The 23,221-nt window shown below is 44.7% G+C and carries 22 protein-coding genes and 4 pseudogenes; 17 read left to right on the top strand and 9 right to left on the bottom strand.

Features of this window, described 5'->3' with window-relative positions; genetic code table 11:
* Window positions 1–200: 200 nt before the first annotated feature.
* Window positions 201–1,133: a ribonuclease Z gene (locus QUB04_RS23945; RefSeq protein ID WP_333288192.1), complete on the bottom strand. Its 933-nt coding sequence runs from the start codon at window positions 1,131–1,133 to the stop codon at window positions 201–203.
* 269 nt (window positions 1,134–1,402) lie between these two features.
* Between QUB04_RS23945 and QUB04_RS23940 the strand changes: the two genes are divergently transcribed.
* A complete protein-coding gene (locus QUB04_RS23940; protein WP_333288190.1) occupies window positions 1,403–2,578 on the top strand; it encodes a SpoIID/LytB domain-containing protein in 1,176 nt (391 codons plus the stop codon).
* Window positions 2,579–2,893: 315 nt separating this feature from the next.
* A complete protein-coding gene (locus QUB04_RS23935) occupies window positions 2,894–3,118 on the top strand; it encodes a hypothetical protein (RefSeq protein WP_333288188.1) in 225 nt (74 codons plus the stop codon).
* Between the two features lie 328 nt (window positions 3,119–3,446).
* Here QUB04_RS23935 and QUB04_RS23930 read toward each other — a convergent pair whose 3' ends face one another.
* Entirely contained in the window at window positions 3,447–4,769 is a 1,323-nt protein-coding gene (locus tag QUB04_RS23930) for a hypothetical protein (RefSeq protein ID WP_333288186.1), read from the bottom strand.
* A 184-nt stretch (window positions 4,770–4,953) separates the two neighbouring features.
* Here QUB04_RS23930 and QUB04_RS23925 point away from each other — a divergent pair, with 184 nt between their 5' ends.
* The 4 genes from QUB04_RS23925 to QUB04_RS23910 all read left to right on the top strand — a co-directional run bounded on the left by QUB04_RS23925 (window position 4,954) and on the right by QUB04_RS23910 (window position 6,900).
* Window positions 4,954–5,157 carry a hypothetical protein gene (locus QUB04_RS23925; RefSeq protein ID WP_333288185.1) on the top strand — a complete coding sequence of 68 codons (204 nt, stop codon included), beginning with the start codon at window positions 4,954–4,956 and terminating at the stop codon, window positions 5,155–5,157.
* 238 nt (window positions 5,158–5,395) lie between these two features.
* Window positions 5,396–5,917, top strand: coding sequence for a photosystem I assembly protein Ycf3 (locus QUB04_RS23920; protein ID WP_333039118.1), 522 nt, complete (start codon window positions 5,396–5,398; stop codon window positions 5,915–5,917).
* Between the two features lie 264 nt (window positions 5,918–6,181).
* Window positions 6,182–6,463, top strand: a complete 282-nt coding sequence (gene gatC, locus QUB04_RS23915; protein WP_006635952.1) for an Asp-tRNA(Asn)/Glu-tRNA(Gln) amidotransferase subunit GatC — start codon at window positions 6,182–6,184, stop codon at window positions 6,461–6,463.
* Window positions 6,464–6,672: 209 nt separating this feature from the next.
* Window positions 6,673–6,900 (top strand): NAD-binding protein, encoded by a 228-nt coding sequence (locus QUB04_RS23910; RefSeq protein ID WP_445301091.1) that lies wholly within the window; start codon window positions 6,673–6,675, stop codon window positions 6,898–6,900.
* A gap of 89 nt (window positions 6,901–6,989) precedes the next feature.
* Here the strand turns inward: QUB04_RS23910 and QUB04_RS23905 are convergent.
* Window positions 6,990–7,220: pseudogene (locus QUB04_RS23905) on the bottom strand (cation-transporting P-type ATPase); the annotation flags it as partial.
* 362 nt (window positions 7,221–7,582) lie between these two features.
* On the opposite strand from QUB04_RS23905, the gene QUB04_RS23900 reads away from it, so the two are divergent.
* The gene (locus tag QUB04_RS23900) at window positions 7,583–8,092 is read left to right on the top strand and encodes a BON domain-containing protein (RefSeq protein ID WP_333288183.1); all 510 of its coding nucleotides are present in this window, start codon (window positions 7,583–7,585) and stop codon (window positions 8,090–8,092) included.
* A 262-nt stretch (window positions 8,093–8,354) separates the two neighbouring features.
* Here the strand turns inward: QUB04_RS23900 and QUB04_RS23895 are convergent, their stop codons facing one another.
* Window positions 8,355–8,732, bottom strand: coding sequence for a hypothetical protein (locus QUB04_RS23895; RefSeq protein ID WP_333288180.1), 378 nt, complete (start codon window positions 8,730–8,732; stop codon window positions 8,355–8,357).
* Window positions 8,733–8,889: 157 nt separating this feature from the next.
* Here QUB04_RS23895 and QUB04_RS23890 point away from each other — a divergent pair.
* The 7 genes and pseudogenes from QUB04_RS23890 to QUB04_RS23860 form a co-directional block, all read left to right on the top strand.
* Window positions 8,890–9,267: pseudogene (locus QUB04_RS23890) on the top strand (response regulator transcription factor); the annotation flags it as partial.
* 385 nt (window positions 9,268–9,652) lie between these two features.
* Complete coding sequence (locus QUB04_RS23885; RefSeq protein WP_333288178.1) at window positions 9,653–9,988, top strand: response regulator transcription factor; 336 nt, start codon at window positions 9,653–9,655, stop codon at window positions 9,986–9,988.
* Between the two features lie 57 nt (window positions 9,989–10,045).
* A pseudogene (locus tag QUB04_RS23880) lies at window positions 10,046–11,278 on the top strand (sensor histidine kinase).
* 195 nt (window positions 11,279–11,473) lie between these two features.
* Window positions 11,474–12,025: a DUF3124 domain-containing protein gene (locus QUB04_RS23875; protein ID WP_333288176.1), complete on the top strand. Its 552-nt coding sequence runs from the start codon at window positions 11,474–11,476 to the stop codon at window positions 12,023–12,025.
* Between the two features lie 251 nt (window positions 12,026–12,276).
* Window positions 12,277–12,540, top strand: a pseudogene (locus tag QUB04_RS23870) (IS1 family transposase); the annotation flags it as partial.
* Between the two features lie 73 nt (window positions 12,541–12,613).
* Window positions 12,614–13,573: an aldo/keto reductase gene (locus tag QUB04_RS23865; protein ID WP_333288174.1), complete on the top strand. Its 960-nt coding sequence runs from the start codon at window positions 12,614–12,616 to the stop codon at window positions 13,571–13,573.
* Between the two features lie 225 nt (window positions 13,574–13,798).
* Window positions 13,799–15,670, top strand: coding sequence for a serine/threonine-protein kinase (locus QUB04_RS23860; RefSeq protein WP_333288171.1), 1,872 nt, complete (start codon window positions 13,799–13,801; stop codon window positions 15,668–15,670).
* A gap of 131 nt (window positions 15,671–15,801) precedes the next feature.
* On the opposite strand, the gene QUB04_RS23855 is transcribed toward QUB04_RS23860, so the two are convergent.
* Entirely contained in the window at window positions 15,802–16,443 is a 642-nt protein-coding gene (locus tag QUB04_RS23855) for a Uma2 family endonuclease (protein WP_333288168.1), read from the bottom strand.
* 54 nt (window positions 16,444–16,497) lie between these two features.
* Window positions 16,498–17,004, bottom strand: coding sequence for a hypothetical protein (locus QUB04_RS23850; protein WP_333288166.1), 507 nt, complete (start codon window positions 17,002–17,004; stop codon window positions 16,498–16,500).
* 232 nt (window positions 17,005–17,236) lie between these two features.
* Between QUB04_RS23850 and QUB04_RS23845 the strand changes: the two genes are divergently transcribed.
* From QUB04_RS23845 to yidD, 3 genes are all read left to right on the top strand, one after another.
* Complete coding sequence (locus QUB04_RS23845; RefSeq protein ID WP_333288164.1) at window positions 17,237–17,587, top strand: hypothetical protein; 351 nt, start codon at window positions 17,237–17,239, stop codon at window positions 17,585–17,587.
* A 75-nt stretch (window positions 17,588–17,662) separates the two neighbouring features.
* Complete coding sequence (locus QUB04_RS23840; RefSeq protein ID WP_333288162.1) at window positions 17,663–18,775, top strand: CFI-box-CTERM domain-containing protein; 1,113 nt, start codon at window positions 17,663–17,665, stop codon at window positions 18,773–18,775.
* Window positions 18,772–19,212 carry a membrane protein insertion efficiency factor YidD gene (gene yidD, locus QUB04_RS23835; RefSeq protein ID WP_333288160.1) on the top strand — a complete coding sequence of 147 codons (441 nt, stop codon included), beginning with the start codon at window positions 18,772–18,774 and terminating at the stop codon, window positions 19,210–19,212. The genes QUB04_RS23840 and yidD overlap by 4 nt, the downstream gene beginning before the upstream one ends.
* A 111-nt stretch (window positions 19,213–19,323) precedes the next feature.
* Here yidD and QUB04_RS23830 read toward each other — a convergent pair whose 3' ends face one another.
* From QUB04_RS23830 to QUB04_RS23820, 3 genes are all read right to left on the bottom strand, one after another.
* Window positions 19,324–20,253, bottom strand: coding sequence for a branched-chain amino acid ABC transporter permease (locus tag QUB04_RS23830; RefSeq protein WP_333288158.1), 930 nt, complete (start codon window positions 20,251–20,253; stop codon window positions 19,324–19,326).
* Window positions 20,254–20,452: 199 nt separating this feature from the next.
* The gene (locus QUB04_RS23825; RefSeq protein ID WP_333288235.1) at window positions 20,453–21,403 is read right to left on the bottom strand and encodes a branched-chain amino acid ABC transporter permease; all 951 of its coding nucleotides are present in this window, start codon (window positions 21,401–21,403) and stop codon (window positions 20,453–20,455) included.
* 162 nt (window positions 21,404–21,565) lie between these two features.
* Window positions 21,566–22,822, bottom strand: coding sequence for an ABC transporter substrate-binding protein (locus QUB04_RS23820; RefSeq protein ID WP_333288156.1), 1,257 nt, complete (start codon window positions 22,820–22,822; stop codon window positions 21,566–21,568).
* Window positions 22,823–23,221: the final 399 nt, after the last annotated feature.

Below are 23,221 nucleotides of genomic sequence, written 5' to 3'. Positions count from 1 at the left end.
TGTTTTTGTTACATTAATTTCAGCAACAGGCTTTCGGGCCTGTTCCACAAGAAATCAATGTTTTTGTTGGATTAATTTTAGCAACAGGCTTTCCGGCCTGTTCCACAAGAGATTAATGTTTTTGTGGGGTGGGCATCTTGCCCGCCCCGATCGCCCTTATTGAAAATGCTCTCACATCTGAGCCCAGATTAATCCTAGTTTTAAACAGGCCTGGGCACTTCGTAAGTCAAAAAGTCGTAAGCCATTTTCGTATTCGGAAAAATTGCCTGCGCTTCCTTGAGCAAATCATCCAGGACGATCGCATTCCCCGGAGCGTAACGCGGGCTAAAATGCGTCATAATTAGCTGTTTCGCCCCAGCGATCAAAGCAACTTGAGCCGCCATTGTCGAAGTTGAATGCAGGCGATCGAAGGCCATTTGAGCATCTTGATGGGCAAAAGTAGCTTCATGCACCAACAAATCAGCATCCTTCGCCAATTCCACCGCCCCGTCACAAAAAACCGTGTCTGTACAATAAACAAACTTGCGCCCGATTTGATCCGGGCCACAAAAATCAGTACCTTTAAACTGTCGCCCGTCCTCTAACTTTACCGTCTTTCCTTGTTTTAACTCGCCGTAAATTGGCCCCGAAGGAATGCCCGCAGCCTTCGCTTTTTCTACATCAAAATGTCCCGCACGATCTTTCTCAGTTACTCGATAACCAAAAGCAGTAACTCGGTGCTTCAAAGGGCCGCAGCTAACAATATATTCGTCATCTTCATAGATGACTCCCTCGTGAATTTTGTGTACCTTAACCGGGTAAGAAAAATGAGTTTGAGAATAGCGAACACCAGCTTGCAAATATTCTTCAAGTCCCGGAGGCCCGTAAAGATCGATGCGCTTGACATTCCCGGCCAAACCGCAGCTAGCCAGCAAACCCATTAAGCCGAAAATATGGTCGCCGTGCAGGTGAGTGATGAAAATGCGGCTCAGTTGGCTGACTTTGAGATCGCTGCGGAGAAACTGGTGCTGAGTTCCTTCGCCACAGTCAAACAGCCAGAGTTCCGCTCGCTGGGGCAACCGGAGGGCGATGCTGGAAACGTTGCGCGATCGCGTGGGTACGCCGGAGCTAGTTCCGAGAAATGTAATCTGCAAGAGTCAAATCACCTCAATTAAGTCTTAAAAAATATGTTACATATATCCAGAGTGCGGCTGATCCGACATACAGGAAATAGTCGCAGCCAGGAACCGGGATAAATCGCTGTTCCTGCGAACATCTAGTTGCTAAAATCATTTTCGACAAGCGCACAGAGCGATCAACCCAATTCTAACGTTTTCTTTCTTCCGTTCCCCTTCCTTTTTCCCTTGCCTTGCCTTCCCTTAAAAATTCTTAAACTCGTACAGCACAGGAGGAAAATTTTCAAATGCAGTCAGGAGTATTTTTTGGTTCCGTTTTTTCGACATTAAAAAAACGCTACTTTTGGATTTCGCTGTTGTTTTGGCTGGTAATGGTAGCCCCAGCACAGGCCGCGCTGATATTGCGAGTTGCGGTACAAGACGGGGCAAGTCAGATAAAAATCGGCAGTTCTACAAAGGCTGCAATCCGCGACGGTAGCGGGCGCAATTTGGGCGAACTGCCGGCAAACAGTTCTCAGTCAGCTCAATTTCGATCGGGAACAGTGGCGATCGGTCGCTGGGCCGCCAACCAAGTTTGGATCGAGCCGACGGGGAACGGTTATGTCTGGATTGGCGATCGTTGGTATCGGGGACGCACGCTTCTAGTTCCCCAAAAAGGAGGCTTGACTGCCATCAACTACGTCGATATCGAACAATATCTCTACAGCGTTCTCGGCGCCGAGATGAGTGGCAATTGGCCTCAAGAGGCTTTGAAAGCCCAAGCAGTCGCCGCCCGTTCCTACGCTATCCACCAGCGCCTCAAAAGCGAAACCGACCTTTACGACGTGGACAGCACTCAGTATTCCCAAGTTTACAAAGGACTGCAAACAGAATCTTCTGGCACTTATTCCGCAGTCGATGCAACCGCCGGTCAAGTTCTGGCCTACAACGGTCAGATTATTTTAGCCGCTTTCCACTCTGCCTCTGGGGGACATACTGAAAATGTCGAGGATGTTTGGACGGAACCTCTGCCTTACCTGCGTGCTGTTCCTGACTTCGACCAAGGGGCCCCGGTTTACCAATGGAAAGAAAATTTTTCCCGGGCTCAAATCAGCAATAGGATTTCTGGCGTGGGTAATGTGATCTCGATGAAGCCAGAACGCACTACCGCTCACGGCAGCGTTTTGAAGATGAAAGTAATCGGAGATGGCGGTTCTAGGGTCATGACTGGCGCAGATTTACGCCGGGTTTTAAATTTGAGGAGTACGCGGTTTACCGTGATTCCTCAGTACGGAGGCGGTGGGAACCCAAGGAACAGCGGCCAAGCTCCTACCGGTTTTCAAGTTGCTGGCAAAGGTTTCGGCCATGCTGTAGGAATGAGTCAGTGGGGGGCCTACAATTTGGCCAGGCAGGGATACGGCTATCAGCAGATTTTGCTGCACTATTACCGGGGTGCTACTTTGGCTAGAATTGCAGTCCAGTAACTGCTGGGAATGGGGAAGGAAGAAGTTCGGCAACGGATTCTGTAACGGATGTAACGGATATAACGGATGTCAGGGGGAAGGAAGAAGGGAAAAACAGCTATTCCTGTATTCGTGACTTCCGTGTCCTGAATACAGGGAATTGCGAATTGGAAATGGGGAACTTGTACGGCCCTTCGACTACGCTCATGAACCGCGTAGTGGCAGGTCAGGAACCGCGTAGCCGAAGTATTGGAAATTGGGAATTGGGAATGACGAATGACTAATGACTAATAACTAATGACTAATGACTAATGACTAACTACATTAAGGATTGCTATGAAAAAGTGGGAGTATTTATTTGTGGATGCGAATATGTATCCTTTTGGAAACAAGCTGATTAGTTTATATGTAAACGGTGAAGAACAGCGAGATTGGAAACAAGGCTCGCTGCATCAATTTGTCAATCATTTGGGGGAGGAGGGATGGGAACTTGTGGCTCTGGATCACGACTCGAAGTATGACCAAAATTGTTTGATTTTTAAACGCCCTAAGCTTATTTAATAAAACTCGGATTAAAAAAACTTCTGACATCCATAAAGATTGATATTTTCCACAATTCTTAGCAACGAGCTAAAAGCCCGTTCCCCAACAAAGATATTTTATTGTGGAACAGGCCCCCTGCCTATTCTTGAAAAGAGTACCAGATTTCAGTTCAACCTAACGGGAGCATCTCATATTTGTAAAAACACTTCTTCTGGCTCCTTCCTTCTTCCTCTTTCCTCCTGCCTCGCAGCAAGAGGGCCTCAAAACTCCAATTTCTAGCTTTGCTGCTTTCATTGAGATGCTCACAACCTAACTTAACAACAAACCACAGTTTTTTTCATTAGTATTACAACTTGTCCGAGCGATCGAGCCTGCGCTGCCATTCGGCATCTATTTTGGCTGACTGTTCTAGTTCTTGTTGGGTTAATTCTGTTTCTGTTGTATAAGCTAAGTCTTCTCCAGTCAGAACGTTTTCTGCTGCAAATTCCTGGGCGTAGGCCAGTTTTTTGAGCAAGTTGGCATCTGGTTCGTTTAATAACATGGCTCGCTGCTGACGCTCTTGATTGCGGGCTTCTATCCGGCTATTTTTCCACTGAATCCAGAAGTAGCGAATTAAAGGAATTGCGAGAAATCCGACGCCGTAAATTAGGAGCATGGGATAAACAGCGCTGACGAAACCGATAAATCCACCGACGATTAAATTATTAGTTAATAGATTCCCCAAAACTAACGCACCGACAAGATTGACGGCTCCTAACCCTGCTGCGAGCATGATTTGGCCGGAACTGGCGTTGCTGAAACGCCACAGCATTTCTCGCAAATAAGCTGCTACTGGTTCAGAATTTCTCTCGGTGGCTGTGGTTTGCAATTGCGGAAAATGGTAGACTATTTGCCCTTCGGGACTGACTTCCGGGCGGCCGTCAAAACGGGCGAGAGCCGGTAGCATATATTCTTCGTATTCTCGGGTGTATCCTTGTCCGAGATTGTCTAGATATGGAGCAATTTGTTCGGCGGCGACGGCGCCTCGGTTGTTGCGAATTGCGGCGGCAATATCGCTCCACTTGCGCTCTTCTAGATTGTGATTGGGATTGCCGTCTCCAAAGAGAAAGGAGAAAACTGCTTCCAGAAAACTCATCTCGGGTTTTTGGCCAGTTAAGCGCGATCGCTGCTGGTAGTATGGTTGGTCATGGTTCCAGTAAAATATCCATACTAAATCGTTCCAGAAGTATGGAAAAAAGGAAAAGCTGCCGCCTCTGCCGCCCCCGCCGCCACCGTCTCCTCCTCCCCCGTTATTGCTGTCGCTGCTGGAGAGTAAACTGGAGATTAAAATAGTGATAGCAACAAAAATTAAGAGGATGGAAGCTACCAGCACTATGCCAAAAGATATCCGAATCAGGTAAAATAAAACCCGCCAGATTTTTTGCCACCATTCCTGCAACTGCAAGCGCAAGAATTTGTTTCGCAAAATATCTCGAAAGTTTTTGGGAAATAGGTAGGCAATGTCGCCGGATTCTGCTACTTGCAGGTTGCCACCTGCTTCGGAGGCGAGGGTTAACAGTTCTCGCTGGGCAAAATTGACATCTAATCCAGCTTTTGCCGCCACGTCTCCAACCGTAACGCGGTAGCCAAGTTGTTCGACGGCTTGCATAATGGTGGGATTCGGAGCCATAGGTTTCTCTCTGTGAAAATTACCCGGTTATTTTTATTATATATTGCGGGAATTCGAGCTGGTTTTGGCGATCGGGTTTCTGATTTTTTTTGATGCTGCCCTTGACTTTGGGGCAAAATATTGCTAGTGTTTTGCCGAATAACTTTTAAGTATGGGCTGAACTCGGATAGCTTAATAAAACTTTGTGATTGACTTTCTCCTCGGCATTTGCTTTTGCTTGTTTGCTCTGAGAGTCAAGGATGAGGGATTATGGGTACAGTTAGTAGGGTACGGTGCGCGATCGCCCGTTGGCGTTAGCAAAGCAATCCGAAGGAAAGCCATCGAAGAGGAGAGGATTGCCCCAGCAGAACTTTTCCCTTCGGCGCGGGTTTTTGTAAGTTTTGTGTAGAGTGCCAGAGATATGTTAAAGAAATCTAGTTTTTTTGCAAGTCTTGCAAGACTTCTATAAAATAGATAGAGCTTGCGCGGGTGTTAAACCCAAGGGCGTGTTTTAAGGTTCGCAGGTGCGATCGACTAAACTTTTTAGCGCCCTCAACACAACGGCCCACTACAACAGTGGCGCAATTATTAATAGCAAAACTTTACAGGCTAATTTTTCTGATTAGCCACTAACCAAAGAATCGCATATGCCAAGAACTCAACGCAACGATAACTTTATTGACAAAAGTTTCACGGTAATGGCTGATATCATCCTCAAGATTATGCCAGCCAAAAAGCAGGCGAAGGAAGCTTTTGCTTATTACCGGGATGGTATGTCAGCTCAAGCTGATGGCGAATACGCTGAAGCGCTGGACAATTATCATGAAGCGCTGAAGCTGGAGGAAGATCCTTACGATCGCAGTTATGTCTTGTACAATATGGGGCTGATCCATACTAGCAACGGCGAACACGATAAAGCTTTGGAATATTACAGCGAGGCTTTGGATCTCAATCCGAGAATGCCACAAGCACTGAATAATATTGCTGTAATTTACCACTATCAAGGGGAAAAGGAAAAGGAAGCTGGCAATATTGAAGGCGCGGAAGGGCTGTTTGATAAAGCTGCAGATTATTGGAAGGAGGCTATTCGCTTGGCCCCAAACAATTACATTGAGGTACAAAATTGGCTGAAGACGACAGGCCGATCGCAAATTGATGTGTATTTTTAACTAGGATGGGCATGGGGCACCGGGCATGGGGCATAGTTAGTAGTTAATAGTTGGTAGTTAAGCTGTCGCGCATTTAAACTGTATATTCAGGGCGGGCGGGACGCCCAACCCCTACTCCCCACAAGACTTTAAATTTTTTTGACATACAATTTAAAGGCAGAACAGCTTAGTGGTTTCTCTAATAACAAATAACCAATTCCCTATGTCCAATGCCCAATGCCCAATGCCCAATGCCCATTTCCCAATTCCCCATTCCCGATTTTTATGATTGACAGAGAAGAAGTTCGGAAAGTAGCGAATTTAGCGAGATTGGAATTAACGCCGGAAGAAGAAGAGCAGTTTACTGGTCAACTTAACGGTATTTTGGATTATTTCGAGCAGTTGAGCGAACTGGATACGAGTAAGGTACAGCCGACAACGCGGGCGATCGATGTTAGTAATGTAATGCGATCTGACGATTTGCAACCTTTTGCTAAGGGAGAAAGTATTTTGGAGGGAGCTCCCGATCGCGATGGGGAGTTTTTTAAAGTGCCTAAGATTATGTAGGGTTCCCGCTACGTACCTAACTGAGGGAAATCTATGCAGGGGCGGGCTAGCAATGCCTACCCCAAAAGCAGATTAAATTAACTGGCGAACAAGTAATAAGTAAGCCCGGTAAAAGCCACCCCACAAGCCGATTAAACTGATAGAAACCAAAAATAATCTCACTCATAGGGATAAATGTGTAAAGTTCATTCTTGGGGTGACAAATAGTCATGTACGTATTAATTGGTGGAGCAGGAATGATGGGGCTGGGTTTAGCCCAGCAGCTATTAACACTCGGTCATACGGTTGCAATCCTCGATGCCGACCCGCTTGCTTGTCGCTTTGCTCGTGAAAAAATCGGAGTGATGGCATTTGAAGGCAGTGCGGTGAGAATGGTTGCCTCAGTTGCAACAGATTTTGCTAAAGCGGCGATCGCATTCTCTGCCTTTGACTCTTGAACGAAACCAATGGTGGCATTCGTCAAAGCAACCCCCAAAATTACCCCTGAATCAATCCACTCTTTCAGAAATGCGGTCACTATGCCAGAGGCTAACAAAATGTAGATTAGCGGCTGATTCAGTTGCTTAAGAAATCGCAACCAGGCACTTTGTGGCTTCTGAGGCGTTAGTTGATTGGGGCCGAGGATCTCGCGCCGCTCCGCTGACACGTCGGAAGATAGACCTATTTCCAGGTCAGTCTCTAAAAGCCGAGCTACTTTCTCGACAGAGAGGTGATGCCAAGAGTGTTCTACTAATTTTTCTACATTCGTTGCAGTCATAACGTTTGTTGTCAAGCCAAGTGCTTCTCTGTTGTTTCGTCTTGTTTCTAGCGTCATTGATGAATGTGAGGGAAAAGTGATAGACTGATTTCTGTTACTCACATTTGGATCACATTTGCTTCCTATACTTAGGAAAAGAACCGACTGAGATAGCTTATAGACTTGCAAACCTTAGTTCACTGGATTTGATTTATGGTTGACTGTTGACTGTTGACTGTTGACTGTAGAAGGAGGGGTCAAAAAAATGAAAATTGCGCGAATTATTTGTTGGCAGCTTGATTCGACTTTCCGCCAGACTTGCGAAGCGCGGATTTGATATCATTCCGGCGCAGCCCGAATTGATATAAAAAGCATTCCTTTTGATGGATGAACTATGGTACATTTACTTGTTGAGTTCAAATGCTCAAAGACTTCATGCTGAGGTTTATCGGCAAAATTGCGTTTCCCAACAAAAAAAACAAACAAAGAATATGCAATTATTAAAGCTATTTGTGCAAGGAATCAGCGTCAGCACAGTTGCAATTTTGGGTTTAGGTGCTTGCACCCCCCCCAATACTTCACAGACAACTGTTCCATCTCCTTCTGCTCCCACAACTGCCACTGGAAATACGACTGTTCCCACCACTCCTGCGCCTGCAACCACCGCACAGACGCCTCAGAATCAAGACATTGACGATATTGCCGATCGCGTAGAAGAGGCCTTAGACTCCGATGGCACCCTCAAGCAATTCGATTTGGAAGCAGACGATCGGGATAATTCGATTGTGTTAACAGGGCGCGTTCAAACGGCAGAACAAAAAGCATTGGCAGAACAAATTGCTCGGCAAACTGCAGCGAATGTTTCAATCAATAACGAAATCGTCACTCAGTAGTTATTAATCCTCAAGTGGCAAGAGTATTGGACGCTTCTTGCCGCTTGAGGAATTGCTCTATCCCAGCCAGGAAACCTATGGATTTGGCAACCTTATTTGACTGGATGCGATCGCAAAAATAAATAGGACGGGCTCTCCGGCCCATCCCACAAAAAAAATAACTCTTGTGGGATGGGCCGGAGAGCCCGTCCCATCATCAATTGATGAAAAGGATTTTTGCAAGAGGTCTACTGGATGCGATCGCAATATTGAAAGAATAAACTTATTCAACAATCTCGTAACGGACTAACTGGCGAACATTTTGACGTGATAACTGGAGCTCTTGCGCGATCGCTTCCTCTATCTGGGTTGCGTCAGTCATTGGCAATTCTAATTCCAATCGCTTCAAAATCGGTTCTGCTGTTTCTACCGCAACCTGGGTGCTTCCTTGTTTTCGGTTAATCACCGCGTTGATCAGCAATATATTGACAGACACCGTTGCTTTAAGCTGGGTATCTGCCTGAAGTTTATTCTTTACGATCTGAGGTTGTTGTAATTCTTGAGCCATTAGGAAACTGGAACCAACCCAAAACGCGATCGCCACAAACGGCAATGGCAACCAAAACTCTGCACCTGATGCTTTTAGCCAACGTCTAATCATCCGCTATTCTTTTCCATCCATTCTGAGCCTAATACTATCTATTGGCACTTTAATACAACTTAATATCTCCTAAAATCTAGCTTAAAGAAGATGCGCGAATCACCTCAAACTCTAATAATTATGAAAACTGCAAGCTGCGAAGGAGGCGAGCCGAGATATGAGAGTTTTGCTGGTGGAGGACGACCCAAAGCAACTGATGCCGCTTCAAACAGTGCTGTCTCAAGCAGGGCATAGCGTGGATGGGGTAAAAGATGGAGAGACGGCCCAGTGGCTGTTATCAGAAAAAGAATATGATTTGTTGATTTTGGACTGGATGTTGCCACATATCAGTGGGGTAAATCTCTGTCGTCAATATCGATCGGCAGGGAAAACAGCGCCGATTTTGATGATCACGGCAAGAGACACCACGCCGGAAAAAGTAACCGGGTTAGACGCAGGTGCAGATGATTACCTGGTGAAACCGATCGACTTGGTTGAATTCATGGCACGAGTGCGGGCATTAAGACGGCGATCGCCCCTTTGGCAAGGAGCAATTGCTAGGATGATATTTTCCTAGACTTGTAGGTAATACTCACGACAATTGGTGTAGACTGAAGTAGCCTGCATAAAACCATCAGTAATGATGACTTGGACTTTCTCTCACTTCTCTCAAGCTTTGGCTTGAGAGCATCTCTGTAATCCTTGCGGTTCGAGGTTGGTCAAAACCAGTGAAGAATACACCTCCAAAATTTGTGCAAAATACGGTGAGAGCCATAAAAGTTAGGTGGCTCTAAAATTTTTCAAGCCCCCAACTGTGGTTAGAAAACACCCAGTTTGAGTAGCGCTTTAGGGATTTTCCTTAAAGCTTTGTGGGATACCACCATACTCTCAGACGTATCTGATGAGTGTGCTATATTCAGATTTTTGCCGATTGTCGGGGATTGTCTGAATTAAAAGTATCAGATACGCTCAGCCTTGAGGATCTGCACCTCCACCTCGATACTCTTACTGTTGAGCGACAAGGTGCAACCGTTTCCCTCTCCAGTCGAGAGTTTCAGTTGTTGGAATATTTTATGCGCCATCCCCGACAGGTTTTGACTCGCAGTCAAATTGAACAAGGCGTGTGGGAATGGGGGACTGAACCAGAGAGCAATGCGATCACTGTTCTAGTTCGCAAACTCCGCCAACGCTTGCAGGCTGTAGGATCGGCAGACTGGATTGAGAGCATTTACGCTATGGGTTATCGCCTCGCTTCCCCTGAAAAGTCACGATCGTAAAGGCAAGCCGTGTTCAATGAAAGTCGTCGCAATCTGGCTCGTTGGTTCACCCTCTCAATGGGAAGCATTCTCGTGCTGTTTGCTGGGGCGATTTATCAGATTGAGGTAAAAGATAAACTAGAGGCGCTCGATCGACTGCTGTATGACAAAACTAGAGTCATGGCTGCCAGCGTGCATTATGAAGTTCGCCAAAACCCGAACCAGGTCGATCTGAGTCATGTTTCCTTGTTAGGCAGTGGTTCGCATCCCCTTGCTGAAGATCTGATTTACGTGCGCTGGTATAACGCACAAGGGCGGCTAGTTCGTTTTTTTGGGAATTCTCCTCCCGATCGGTTAAATACGCCTTTTGATTATCTCACAGTTCGATCGACCGATCCACTTTTGGGAAAAGGAATCTGGCTGCGTCAGGTGACATTACCCGTTGAAGGTAGAACAGGGGTACTCGGTTATCTTCAGGTTGCAACTCCCCTGACCGAAACTCAAAACAGCCTCACTCAGCTTCAGATTGTGCTCACTCTCGCTGTCCCGCTGACACTGGGCTTAATTGCCCTCACAGGTTGGTTTCTCAGCGGGCTGGCGATGCAACCGATTCGGCAAGCCTATCAGCAGCTTCAGCGCTTTACAGCCGATGCCTCTCACGAGTTGCGATCGCCCCTGTCTGCCATTCTCACTAATGCCCAGCTTGGGTTGCTCATCGCGGCTGATGATTCACGTTACCATCCTCCCTTAGAAAACATTGTAGATACCGCAAAATCAATGGGAGCGCTCGTGAATAATTTACTGCTGTTGGCTCGTCATCAGGGGCGACTTGCACCGGAATCGCTCAGGTTAATCAATCTCAACGAGCTCCTCAGCAATTTAGCAACCCAGTTTCTCGCACTTGCAGAAGCCCAAAATATCAAACTTACCTGCGAATCACCGGAACAACGGATTGAATTATTGGCTGACCCTGATTTGCTACGGCAAGTAGTCGAAAACTTGCTTTACAACGCCTGTAAATATACTCCCATTGGCGGAACTGTAAAGATACGCCTAGTTCTTCATTCCAATTTGGCAGTTATTCAGATAATCGATACGGGAATCGGTATTTCAGAAGCGGACTTACCCTATATTTTTGATCGCTTCTATCGAGTAGACACCGAGCGATAGCTCGATAGTGGTGGATTTGGACTAGGGTTAGCGATCGTCCAACAAATTGTCAAGGCACACAGCGGACAAATACAGGTGACGAGTGCAGTGGGCCTGGGCTCAACGTTCCAGGTTGAACTGCCGCTCAAACCTTATCACTAAGCCGCCTCAAACGAGAGAGAAGGTACACTCTGCTTTATACGTAACTGTAATGTATAGCGGTTCTCAATAAAATGAGGTACACACCGCTCGCAACTGATGCCCTATGCCCTATGCCCTATGCCCTATGCCCTATACCCGCGAGAGCACCTCATGTTACTGAGAAAGGCTATATGTGGTGTATTTGGATGAATGCCGATGAAGCTGAAACATGATTTCTGGGTTGGTTTGGCGATCGCCGCGATCGTCCTGAGCTCTTGTTGGGACCCAACTACCTCACAAAGACAACCACCAGATATAAAACGTGAAATTTCACTGAAAGCAGTCCCGTTAGATAAAACAAAAGTTGTGATGGGACAAACCGTATATGTCCCTATTTACTCACATATTTATCACTACAATAGCCAGGATCAAGTCATGAATTTGTCAGCCACGCTCAGTATCCGCAATACGGATCTGACAAATTCGATTATTATTACTTCGGTGCGTTACTACGATAGTGATGGGAAATTGATTAGGCACGACATTAAGAGTCCAGTAGAACTCAAGCCCCTTGCTTCCACAGACTTTTTTATTGCAGCAGATGATACAAGTGGAGGCTCAGGTGCAAACTTTATTGTGGAGTGGGTTGCAGAAAAAACGGTTTATGAGCCTGTCATTGAAGCTGTCATGATTAGTACCTCTTCTTCTCAGGGCATTTCATTTATCAGTCCCGCTAAAATTCTCAAGCAACACAAGATGCAAAACTGATTTTACCGAATTAAATTATTGCTTTACAAGGTAGTTTGGGACGAGGGTAGAATGGATTGAGGGATTGCTAGCAAAAGGTTGTATTTTGCCAATAAAATGTCCATAGGTCAATAGAGTTCACATAAGACACTCATGGAGACAAAACCCTGTGAAAAACAGATCCTGCGTTGGCGACTCCTGCCCGAAGGGCTTATGTATCGCGCAAAGCTCTCTTCGGACAAAAAAACATTAACTGAACCGTATTGGTCTAGAGACAATGTGCTGTTTGTTATACTGATTTTTGGGAATATTATTCAGAACTGCTACCTTTTAAAAGACATCGACCTGTAGGTAAAAAATCGGGGAAAACCACTTATAGTGAAACACTTAATAATACTTTACGCCCGTGAATTTCTCGTTTGGTTGGTAAAACCTTGTCTTTCTCAAAAAAACTGTCAAACCATATTGGGGCAATTTTTAACTTTGTACCTCACTATAATTTTTGCATAAAAAAACGATATCATTACTGTGCATGACTACCCAACTTTTTTCTGTTAAGATTAGAGAGCTTGAGGGTGAATACTAAAAATATAAATGAGGACTTAGGGTATGCAAAAGCGACAATTGGGAACATCACAAATTCAGATTACCCCGATAATTATGGGGACTTGGCAAGCTGGGAAGCGGATGTGGGTGGGAATTGAGGATGCTGAAACTGTCAAAGCAATGCGCGCGGCTTTTGAGGCAGGTATTACCACCTTTGATACGGCTGAGGTTTACGGAGAAGGGCATTCGGAACAAATTATCGGTCAAGCACTTTCAGATGTGCGATCGCAAGTAGTTTATGCTAGCAAAGTTTTCGCCAACCACCTGAAACCTGAGTTGGTAATCGAAGCCTGCGATCAATCGCTAAAAAACCTCAACACCGATTATATCGACCTTTACCAAATCCACTGGCCCGCTGGCAGTTGGAATTCCGAGTTAGTGCCAATTGCAGAAACAATGGACGCCCTGAACAAGTTAAAAGAACAGGGAAAAATTCGGGCGATCGGCGTTTCCAACTTCTCCCGTGCCCAAATAGAAGAAGCCGCCCAATACGGACGCATCGACAGCCTGCAACCGCCCTATTCTCTGTTTTGGCGCTGGGTAGAAAAAGATGCTATGTCCTATTGTGTGGACAATCATATCTCAATCATTGCCTATTCATCTCTAGCTCAAGGAATATTGACAGGTAAATTCGGGCCAGAACACAAGTTTGAAGAAGGCGACCACCGCGCCAAAAATAAGCTGTTCATCAAAGAAAATTACGACCGAGTGCAAACAGCATTAAATCAACTCAGACCAATTGCCGATCGCCACCAGACAAGCTTGGGCAACTTAGCTTTAGCTTGGTTGATTTCCCAGCCACAAACAAATGCAATTGTCGGCGCGCGCGACGAAAAACAAGCCGCAGAAAATGCTAAAGCTGCTGAGGTAAAATTGAGTGAAGAGGAATTAAAAGAAATTGACGCGATCGGGCGAACAGTCACCGATCATTTAGACGATAATCCGGTAATGTGGAACTTCTAAAACAGAACTGACGCAACTGGCATATATAGTAAGGTACCCCGGAACTCACGCCCAGAGCACCATTCTCGCTTAACGCGCTAGAAGCCCGTTCCACCAAGAGTGAATTTCTTGTGGAATGGGCTTCTAGCCCGTTCCTAAAAAGCTAATGAGGTATAATATCTACTGCGCTGTGGAAATATTCAAAAAGTTAAAATCAAAAATCAAAAATCCGAAATCTAAAATCGAATGAGTTACTGCCTAAACCCTAACTGTTCCAAGCCGCAAAATCCCCCCGCAGTCAAATTATGCAAACATTGCCGTTCAAAACTGCTGCTGCGCGATCGCTACCGGGCTATAAAGGCGATCGGACAAGGCGGTTTTGGTAGAACATTCCTCGCCGTTGACGAAGACAAACCCTCAAAACCTCGCTGCGTCATCAAACAATTTTTACCTGCAGAAACCCCACTCATCCCATCAGCAAGCAATCGCAACAGCAAAAAAGCAGCCGAACTTTTTGAACAAGAAGCCATGCGATTAGACGAATTGGGCAAACACCCTCAAATTCCCGAACTATTAGCCTATTCCATCCAAGAGGGCCGACAATATGTAGTCCAAGAATTTATCGACGGGCAAAATTTAGCACAAATTGTAGAAACAGAAGGCAGATTTACCGAAAATCAAATTCAAGACTTACTCAATAGCTTATTACCCGTCCTTCACTTCATCCATTCCCACAACGTTATTCACCGAGACATCAAACCCGGAAACATCATCCGCCGCGCCGACCAACAATTAGTTTTAGTAGACTTTGGCGCAGCAAAAATTGCCACAGGTACAGCTTTACTCAAAACAGGAACCAGCATCGGCAGCCCCGAATACATCGCCCCCGAACAAGCTAGAGGCAAAGCATTTTTTACCAGCGATTTGTACAGTTTAGGGGTAAGTTGTTTGTATTTGCTAACTCAAGTTTCCCCTTTTGACCTGTTCGATCCTGGTGAAGATGCCTGGATATGGCGACAGTATTTGGCTAACAACCCCGTGAGTGAACAACTAGGGAAAATTTTAGACAAAATGATTGCCAATGCTACCAACCGCCGCTATCAAACGGCTGTTGAAGTATTAAAAGAAGTTAATCCCCAAGTTGCGATCTATCTAGCCATTCCCCAAACAATTACCAAGCCAGTCAAACCCGCCCCAACACCTGCCCAGTCCCAACAGCAAACCTATAACTGGCAATGTATTCACACCCTCACAGGTCATAAAAACTTAATTTACTCTGTGGCTTTTAGCCCCAACGGAGAAGTTGTAGCCAGCGGCAGCGATGACAAAACAATCAAGCTGTGGGGAGTTGAAGACGGGCAAGAAATTGTCACCCTCACAGGACACACTAACTCTGTTTATACAGTAGCTTTCAGCCCGGACGGAAAGATGCTAGCCAGTAGCAGCCACGACAAAACTGTCAAACTTTGGCGGATGAAAGATGGAGAAGAATTCCGCACCCTGATCGGTCACAGTAACTCAGTTTACGGCGCAGCTTTCAGTCCCGATGGCGAAATTATTGCTAGCAGCAGTTGGGACAAAACAATCAAGATTTGGCGAGTCAAAGACGGGCAAGAAATTCGCACGCTTGCGGGTCACATCAATTTAGTTTATTTTGTTGCTTTTAGCCCTGATGGAGAAACTCTTGCTAGCTGCGGTTGGGACAAAACAGTCAAAATTTGGCGAGTTAAAGATGGGAAGCTAATTCGCACACTTACAGGTCATACAGACTCCGTTCGCTGCGTAGCTTTCAGTCCCAATGAAGAGTTTTTGGCTAGCGGCAGCCATGACAATACTATTAAAATTTGGTGGGTCAAAGATTGGCAAGAAGTTTTAACTATCACAGGACATTCTTGGTATGTTGATTCTATTACTTTTAGTCCCGATGGCGAGATTTTGGCTAGCAGCAGCAATCAAATTATCAAGATTTGGCGGGTTAAAGACGGTGAAGAAATTTGTAATATTGCGGGTCATACTAACTCGGTTTATTCCGTTAATTTTAGCCCGGAAGGAGAGTTTATGGCTAGCGGCAGTAGTGACAAAAGTATTAAGATTTGGCAGAATACCATGTTTGTTTAATTGCCCGCAATCAAAGTTGTTTGTAATCGTTGGGCGGGGGCAGGTTTATGATGTTTGTGGGTTTTAGGCAATTATGGTTGGTGAACCTGCCCCTACAGGAATTACGATAAATTCACCGGACACGATATGATTCAACCGTTCTCCCTTTCAATTTTTCGCCGCAACTCCCGACTGACTGTACTTGTAGGGCGATCGCGCGACATTTGCCAGCATTCCTCCACAACTTTTGATACATTAAAATTGGGAAAATAACGGCTAACTGAACTTTCTACATATCGATCGTTTTGCAAGTCGTAAATTCTGAGCTTATTTTTCTTAAACAGCCACACTTCCGGCACTTTATAAGGCAAGTAATCATCTAAATCCGTGTAGCTAGTTACGTCTACTTCGATTACTAGATCGGGCGGCGGTTCAACACCCCAAGCAATCCCATCTTTACCAATAATTGTCGCACAACTATCGATATAAAAACAATAATCTGGTTCAATTCCTCTTACCTCCGGCAAATCCATCGTAATTGGTGTAAACGCTTCATAATCTCGCCCCAAGTAATCTAGGAAAACCATTGCCACCATTGCAATAATATGAGATTGTTTTCCGTGTACTGGTAAAGGGGACATTAACAAAATCTCTCCCGGTCGATATTTGATGCGTGGAATCGGACGATCGCCCAATTGTGCTACAAGTGCTTGGTAATCCTGCCAGTTTCCGGAGAATTTTATAAATGTTCCTGGGGGCAAATGAATTTTTTCTGGCGTAACAACTGCAAACATAAAACTTATACCTCCTGACTGAGGATGTGTGTTTTAAACAACTCAAAGCTATTATCAATCTATCTGCTTCACCACCTCCCAGGCTAACCCTAGCACCTCTGCAATTTGCTCATCCTTTAATCCCAACTGTCGTAATTTAGCAACCATTTCAATTTTAACTTGATTCGTGCCATCCTGGTAGTCGGGAGTCGGAGGCTGACTTTTATCTGGGGTAGGAGTGGGTAGTTCTGAGCAACCATTGATATAGTTAATTGTGTTGCTATCACCCTCAATATTATTACTATTATTTAAAGCAATCTTTATAGTTGATTGCCTTTTTAGGACAGATTTAAGATTACGTTTATCAACTGATTCGCCGAAAACATCAGATAACATATGCAAAAGCTTGTAACCTACATCCTTAGCATGACCCGCCGTACAGCCATAAGTATATGCAATATCAGAATACTTTTGTCGCTTCAGTATTCCCTCGATAATTCCGCGCTGCAAGTCATTGAGATGTTTGCCAGTCTTCGCGCAGACCACTTCATCTACAAATTGCAAGATATGGGCAGTGTCCATCAGTAGGGGTGTCGGAGAACTATAGTTAGTATACCCGACTTTATCCGTCTTTATCCGTCTTTATCCGCCTTGCATAGCGATTTTAGAAAGACCCGTCTTTTTCCGTCTTTTTTCGCTTTGCAGTTTTGAGCGATCGGTCTATGATACGGAAGAGGTAAAAAGCATCTTCGCTAGAGCAAGTCGCTGCGAACTTAATTCCGCTTCTCAACCGAGAGCGATCGGGAGAAAAATTATGTCGGTGTTCGATCAGCGCAGTCAGAAAGTAAACTACCAATACAATGATGCTGGAGATATCAATTTTGCAACAGTTCAAAATCAAGCACACCTTGTTAACGAGCTAGAGAATCTCAATTCTGAGATAACAAAAGCTGGAAATGCTCAAGTTATTGATGCGGAGATTGTTACAGATGTTCAATATCAAATTCAGAAAGCTGTTGACCAGTCTAAAAAGCCTGAGCCAAACAAGAATACAATTGTAGAACATCTCATTCAGGCTAAAGATTTTCTAAAAAATATCGCTGAAGTAGGTGGAATTGTTGCTGGTATTGTAAAGGCTATTGAATTAGTTCAGCAATTGTTTTAGAATCTGAAAGCTTGCACGGTGGATCAATGTGTACAAACTAGGGACAACTCTATAACAGCTAGTTGTTGCAAATTCATGACAAACTTTAATCAGCAAGACCAAAATATAAATCATCAAATTAACCAAGTAATTACTCGACAAATCGTCACTAATAACTTTAATGTTAACGATGAGTTAGTCGAAAATTTTGTAGAGATCATTGCTGGCATCCTCCCTCTTAATGCTGATCCACAAGTTAAGAAATCTTTGATACTTCAAGTAGTTATTGAATGTGAAAAGAGCGGACTTTTGCCACTTTCTTCTGCCGAGTTATTGTTAATATTTAATAAACTAAGTACACTAAGCTTACAAGAATTTAATAGGCTACTATCTTCTGATAACAAGTATAAGAAACTGAAAAATCGTCTCGGCTGGTTTATTCTTGGTGGAACTGGTGTTGCTGGTGCTACTGGGGTTGGGGTCACAGCAGTGCACTACCAGAAAGTCATTGAGGATCTGAAATCCAATGACGAGTTATATAAACCAGGTCGAGAACCTGATCCACCTAGTTACCTAACTGAGCCAGATGACCCAGAACGATTGCCAATAAATCGAGAACCCTATCTACCTAGTTTCGATCCCACTAAGTCAAATAACTTAGGACAATCTCTCAGAATAATTTCTAGACTTGGTAATGATTTCCTTTCTACACCATCTCCTCCTCCTCCTAGTGGTGGAGGTGGCGATAGTAGTCTCCCAAGTCAGTCTCACGATCAAGTAGTTGACAATATAATTGAAGGAAATCTTGAGGCAAGGGTTAGTGATGCCGTGGACTTGGGTAGCTCTTTTAGCGGAGGAATACCAGAACCTCAAACAAGTGGTTCAGATGGAGTTGCTGATTGTGGTGACATTCCTGACTGCGGCGATTGTGGTGACATTCCTGACTGCGGCGATTGTGGAGGCTGTGAACCTAGTTGCGGTTGCTTCATTGCTACTGCTGTTTATGGCAGCTATGATGCACCACAGGTAGTTAGTTTAAGGCGTTTTAGAGACGAAAAACTGATGTCATACTCAATAGGGCGATTGTTTATTGCAGCATATTATCAACTATCCCCGCCTTTAGCTCAATGGCTTAAAAATTCTCCACATTTTGCGAAACCTGTACGTCAAATTCTGGATCGATTAATATTTATTTTAGATAACAAATGATAAGTTTTCTATGTTTATTAAATTTACTATACCGAAACTTTTTATCAGCGAAACTCTATAATCTATCTCAAAAGCAGAGTTCTGCTAACACAAAGGCAAAGCGTAAAGGTATTATCACAAGATTTCTGTGGTTAGTTGCGCCACTGGTGCGCCTCATAGACAAATTAGGCTTGCGATTCTTGCTTGATTACGTTTCTATTCAAGCCATTCAGAGCTATCAAAAACATCTATCGCCTCACAAAGGCTTTTCCTGTGCACACAGCAGACTTCACGGTGCTGAGTCTTGCTCAGAATACTTCCGGAAAACTGTCGGAACTTATGGCTTATCAAAAGCAATTCCCCTATTTGAGCAACGACTGATAGATTGTAAACTTGCTAACGCAACGTTAAAGGCGAAACGTCTGAGTAAAAACACACCAATAAAGTCGGAGCGTTAAGAGAGCGGGTATGGCATAACCACTAATAGTCTAACACATTGTTTTTCTAACATTTTGACAAACAAACACGAGAAAATAGAATAACTCACTACGATCAAAATAACGAAAGTGTTAACCGCGATCGCCCTTCCTCCACCTCTTCAACAACTCCGGCGTCACCAAACCTTGCGGAAAAAATATCGTCCCCAAAACAATCAGCAACCCAAAAATAATTAAACGTCCATCCCGCAGAAATTGCGCCAACCAAATCGGCAATCCCTGAATAGTCGCCATCCCCCTCAAAACCTCCGGCAAAGCAGTAAACACCATCCCACCCAAAACTGCTCCCAGAAACGTTCTACTACCACCAATCAACACAGAAGTCAAGTAAATAATACTAGCATCAAAAGTCCCTTGACGGGCGTTCCAAGTATTCAAAAAATGAGCGCTAACTGCACCCACAACACCAGCTAAAACAGCGCCTAACGTGAAAGCCAAAACCTTATAAAAAGTTGGGTTAATGCCGATCGCATCAGCCGCCAACTCATCAGCCCGAATCGCCGCAAAAGCCCGCCCCACCCGAATCCGTTCCAGCCGATAGACAATCGCCATACTTACCAACAGTAAAGGTAGTACAATCCACAAATACTCGATCGGCGTTCCAAACGGTTGCGGAATCCCAAAAATGCCCACAGCCCCGCCAGTGATATCCAGATTCAGCGATAAAACCCGCAAAATTTCCACAAAAGCAATAGTTGCGATCGCCAAATAAATCCCACTCAACCGCAGCGCCGGAATTCCCACCAAAATCCCCAGCAACCCCGAAACAACCCCTGCAATTATCATCTCCACCAACAGCAATGGTAGAGGAAACAAACCCCCTGTCGGCTTAAACACCGTCGTAGACAAAATCGCCGCAATATACCCACCCAACGCATAAAAACCAGGGCTAGCGAGAGACAACTGACCAGTCATTAGAGGCAAATACAGCGACATTCCCAACATTGCACCCAGCAACATCGAGACAATCAGAAACCCATAAGTAGTAAAAAATGTAGCCATGATTTTATTTTAAATAATAAACATACTTAAATACCAACTTCATCTCAAATCCAGTCCCATCATAATCATTCATTTCTCTCTTCTCTTTCTCTGCGTTCTCTGCGTCCTCTGCGGTTAAATCATTCCGATATAATTAGTTTCTGTAGGGGCAATCCCCCCGTGGTTGCCCCAATTTGAATCACCTAATTATCTATCTATTTTACACCTTTTGAATCAAACGCCGTCCAAACAAACCCTGCGGTCTAACCAATAGCATAATAAACAATATGGCAAAAGCAACAGCATCCTTATAAGCCGAAAAATCTCCAGGTACAAAAGCCTCCACCAAACCAATGATAAACCCACCCAACACCGCCCCAGGAATACTCCCTAATCCACCAAGTACAATCACCGCCAAACCCTTCAAACCAAAAGCAATACCAAAATACGGCCCAGCAATACTCACACTCGAACCCACCAAACTTCCCGCCAAACCAGCCAGAAAACTGCTCACAAAAAACGTCAAAACAATGTATCTATCAGTATCAATACCCAACAGACTAGAAGTAGTAGCATCTTCAGCCACAGCCTGCATTGCTTTGCCAAATTTAGTGAAATTTATTAAGTAAGTTAAGACAGCTACAATCGCTACAGATACCGCAAAAATTACTATTTGAACAGTACGAATCGGAATAGGTTTATCTAGTGTTCCGAAATTAATTGCAGCAGGTAAATAGCCGTAAGTGTTAGCAGGAAAAGTGTAAATTTCCGCACCGACAAGATATTGGATAATATTGGCGATCGCAACTGCCACACCCAAACTAGAAACCACCGTCAGCAGAGGATCAGAGAGTCGGCGGCGCAAAGGTAAAAAAGCAATTCGTTCAACAATTACTCCTACCAAACCAGCCATGACACTTCCCAAAATTAACGCCACAGCAAAAGGCAACTGCAGGGGAATTCGAGCATTAGCCCACAACCCATTAAAACCGAAAGTACCTCCCATCAGCGCATAGGTGAAATAAGCACCCAAAGTAAATACTGCACCGTGAGCAAAATTAATAATTCCCAGAATAGAAAACACCAGCGTGTATCCCAGGGCAAAAATAGCATACACGCTGCCGATCGACAAACCATTCAAAAATTGTTGCAAAAACAGAGTTAAGTCCATCACCAGTTAGAGATTCGGCATCAACATTAAATCATTCAAAAACAAACAGCATACAATTTTTACTCTGATTTCTGACTTCCCCCCAAAGGGGCAGCGGGGTTGACATCAGACTCACACTCAATAACTCATCCGTGTATCCGTGTCAGAATCCGTGTCGTGCCTTCATTTCAAAAATTCAAACTTACCATTATTTCCATCAGCATCCATTTTTATCTGTGCCACATAAAAGTCTTTCTGATTAATCTCACCTTCAGGCGTAAAAGAAATTTGCCCCAAAGGCGTATCGTACTTGCCCACCAGCAACTGCTGATTCAAATTTGTACGCAACTCGGCCAATGGCTTTTCGCTAACCTTAGACTTAGCATTAATTGCCTTTAATGACTCCACAAAAACTTGTACGCCCGTAAAAGCCTGAGCGCTAAACTGAGGCGGTTCTTTCTTGAATTGAGCGCGATAAGCCTCGCGAAAAGCCTTATTAACTTCATTTTCGTATTCCGGGCTGTAGGCTTGGGCAATCAAAACCCCATCGCAAAGAGCCTTGCAAACAGGAAATACATTAGAAGTATTCAGACCGTTGCCCCCAATGATAACGCCTTTGTAACCCAACTCCCGCAATTGCTTAATTAAATTGCCTCCATCGGCGGCCAACCCAGAAATAATGATTAAATCCGGCTTGACATTTATCCCATTAGTGGCTTGAGATTGGAAATCTGTATCAGTAGTCAAGAATTTTTGGACTGTTGCCAATTCCAGTCCCATATCTTTAACCGTTGTCTGAAAAGTTTCAGTCTCAGATTTGCTAAAAGCATCGTTTTGAGCAAAAAACACTGCTACTTTCTTAATATTGGGGTTTTGCTTCAGTGCAGCTTTAACTGCATTAGGTGCTACCACGGCCACAGGCGCGGAGACTCTGGCCACATAATCGCCAATCTGGGGAATGCCTTTAGCGGTGTTGGAGGGGCCGAGTACGGGAACTTTTGCTCGATCGGCGATCGGATTTGCACTAAAAGCTTGTTGCGAGAGGGTCGGCCCCACAATACCTACCACCTTATCCTGATTGATCAGAGTGTTGAAGGCATTGATCGTCCCTTGTTCATCTCCACCGGTATCTTGGAACACCAGTCTAATCGGCGTCCCATCCACACCGCCCTTATCGTTGAAATACTTCTCAGCAATTTTCGCGCCAGCCACCTGTTCCTGACCCAGTAAAGCCACATTGCTAGTTTGCGCCACCCCAACCCCAACGGGAATAGCGGTAGAGTTCCCCGCAGCCGAACCCTGTGGCGAAGTTGCCGGAGATGGCGAAGTACCTGGAGATACTGTAGTCGATGTCTGGGGAGTGTTCGTCTGAGTGCAAGCGATCAGCAGTGAAGCGCAGGTAATGAATAAGGCACTAGGGCGAGCGGCAGGTTTTTTCATAAGCGGGCGATCGAACACATATATATAGACCATCTCTATATAGAACATCTATATGTGCAAATATTCTACCGATTCGCGGGAGAGACCCGGACCCAAAAACCTATTTCCGGGGCAAAAAGACCCCATAGCCATCAAGAGGAGTCAGCCAGCGGAGGTCGGAGAGCAACGTAAGAGCCGAAACCCTTGGTGTGTATAGGTTCAAAAAAAAATCAAAAATATTTTCACAAAACGCTTGACAACTCTGGGGAGAGTTGATACATTAATAAAGCGCCAGAAGGGAAGCGGTTCAAACAACCGCGAACTAAAGGTCAAAAGAAAGGCAAAAAACTGAACCTAGAAAAAAGAATAGTTTGAAAGCTTAAAGCACTATTAACCTCGTCAAAAAAATCAAGATTGAGA

Origin of the sequence: Microcoleus sp. D2_18a_B4, assembly GCF_036702475.1 — a bacterium.
Lineage (GTDB): Bacteria > Cyanobacteriota > Cyanobacteriia > Cyanobacteriales > Microcoleaceae > Microcoleus.
Note: the sequence above shows the minus strand (reverse complement) of the source record. Positions and strands in the feature narration are given on the sequence as shown.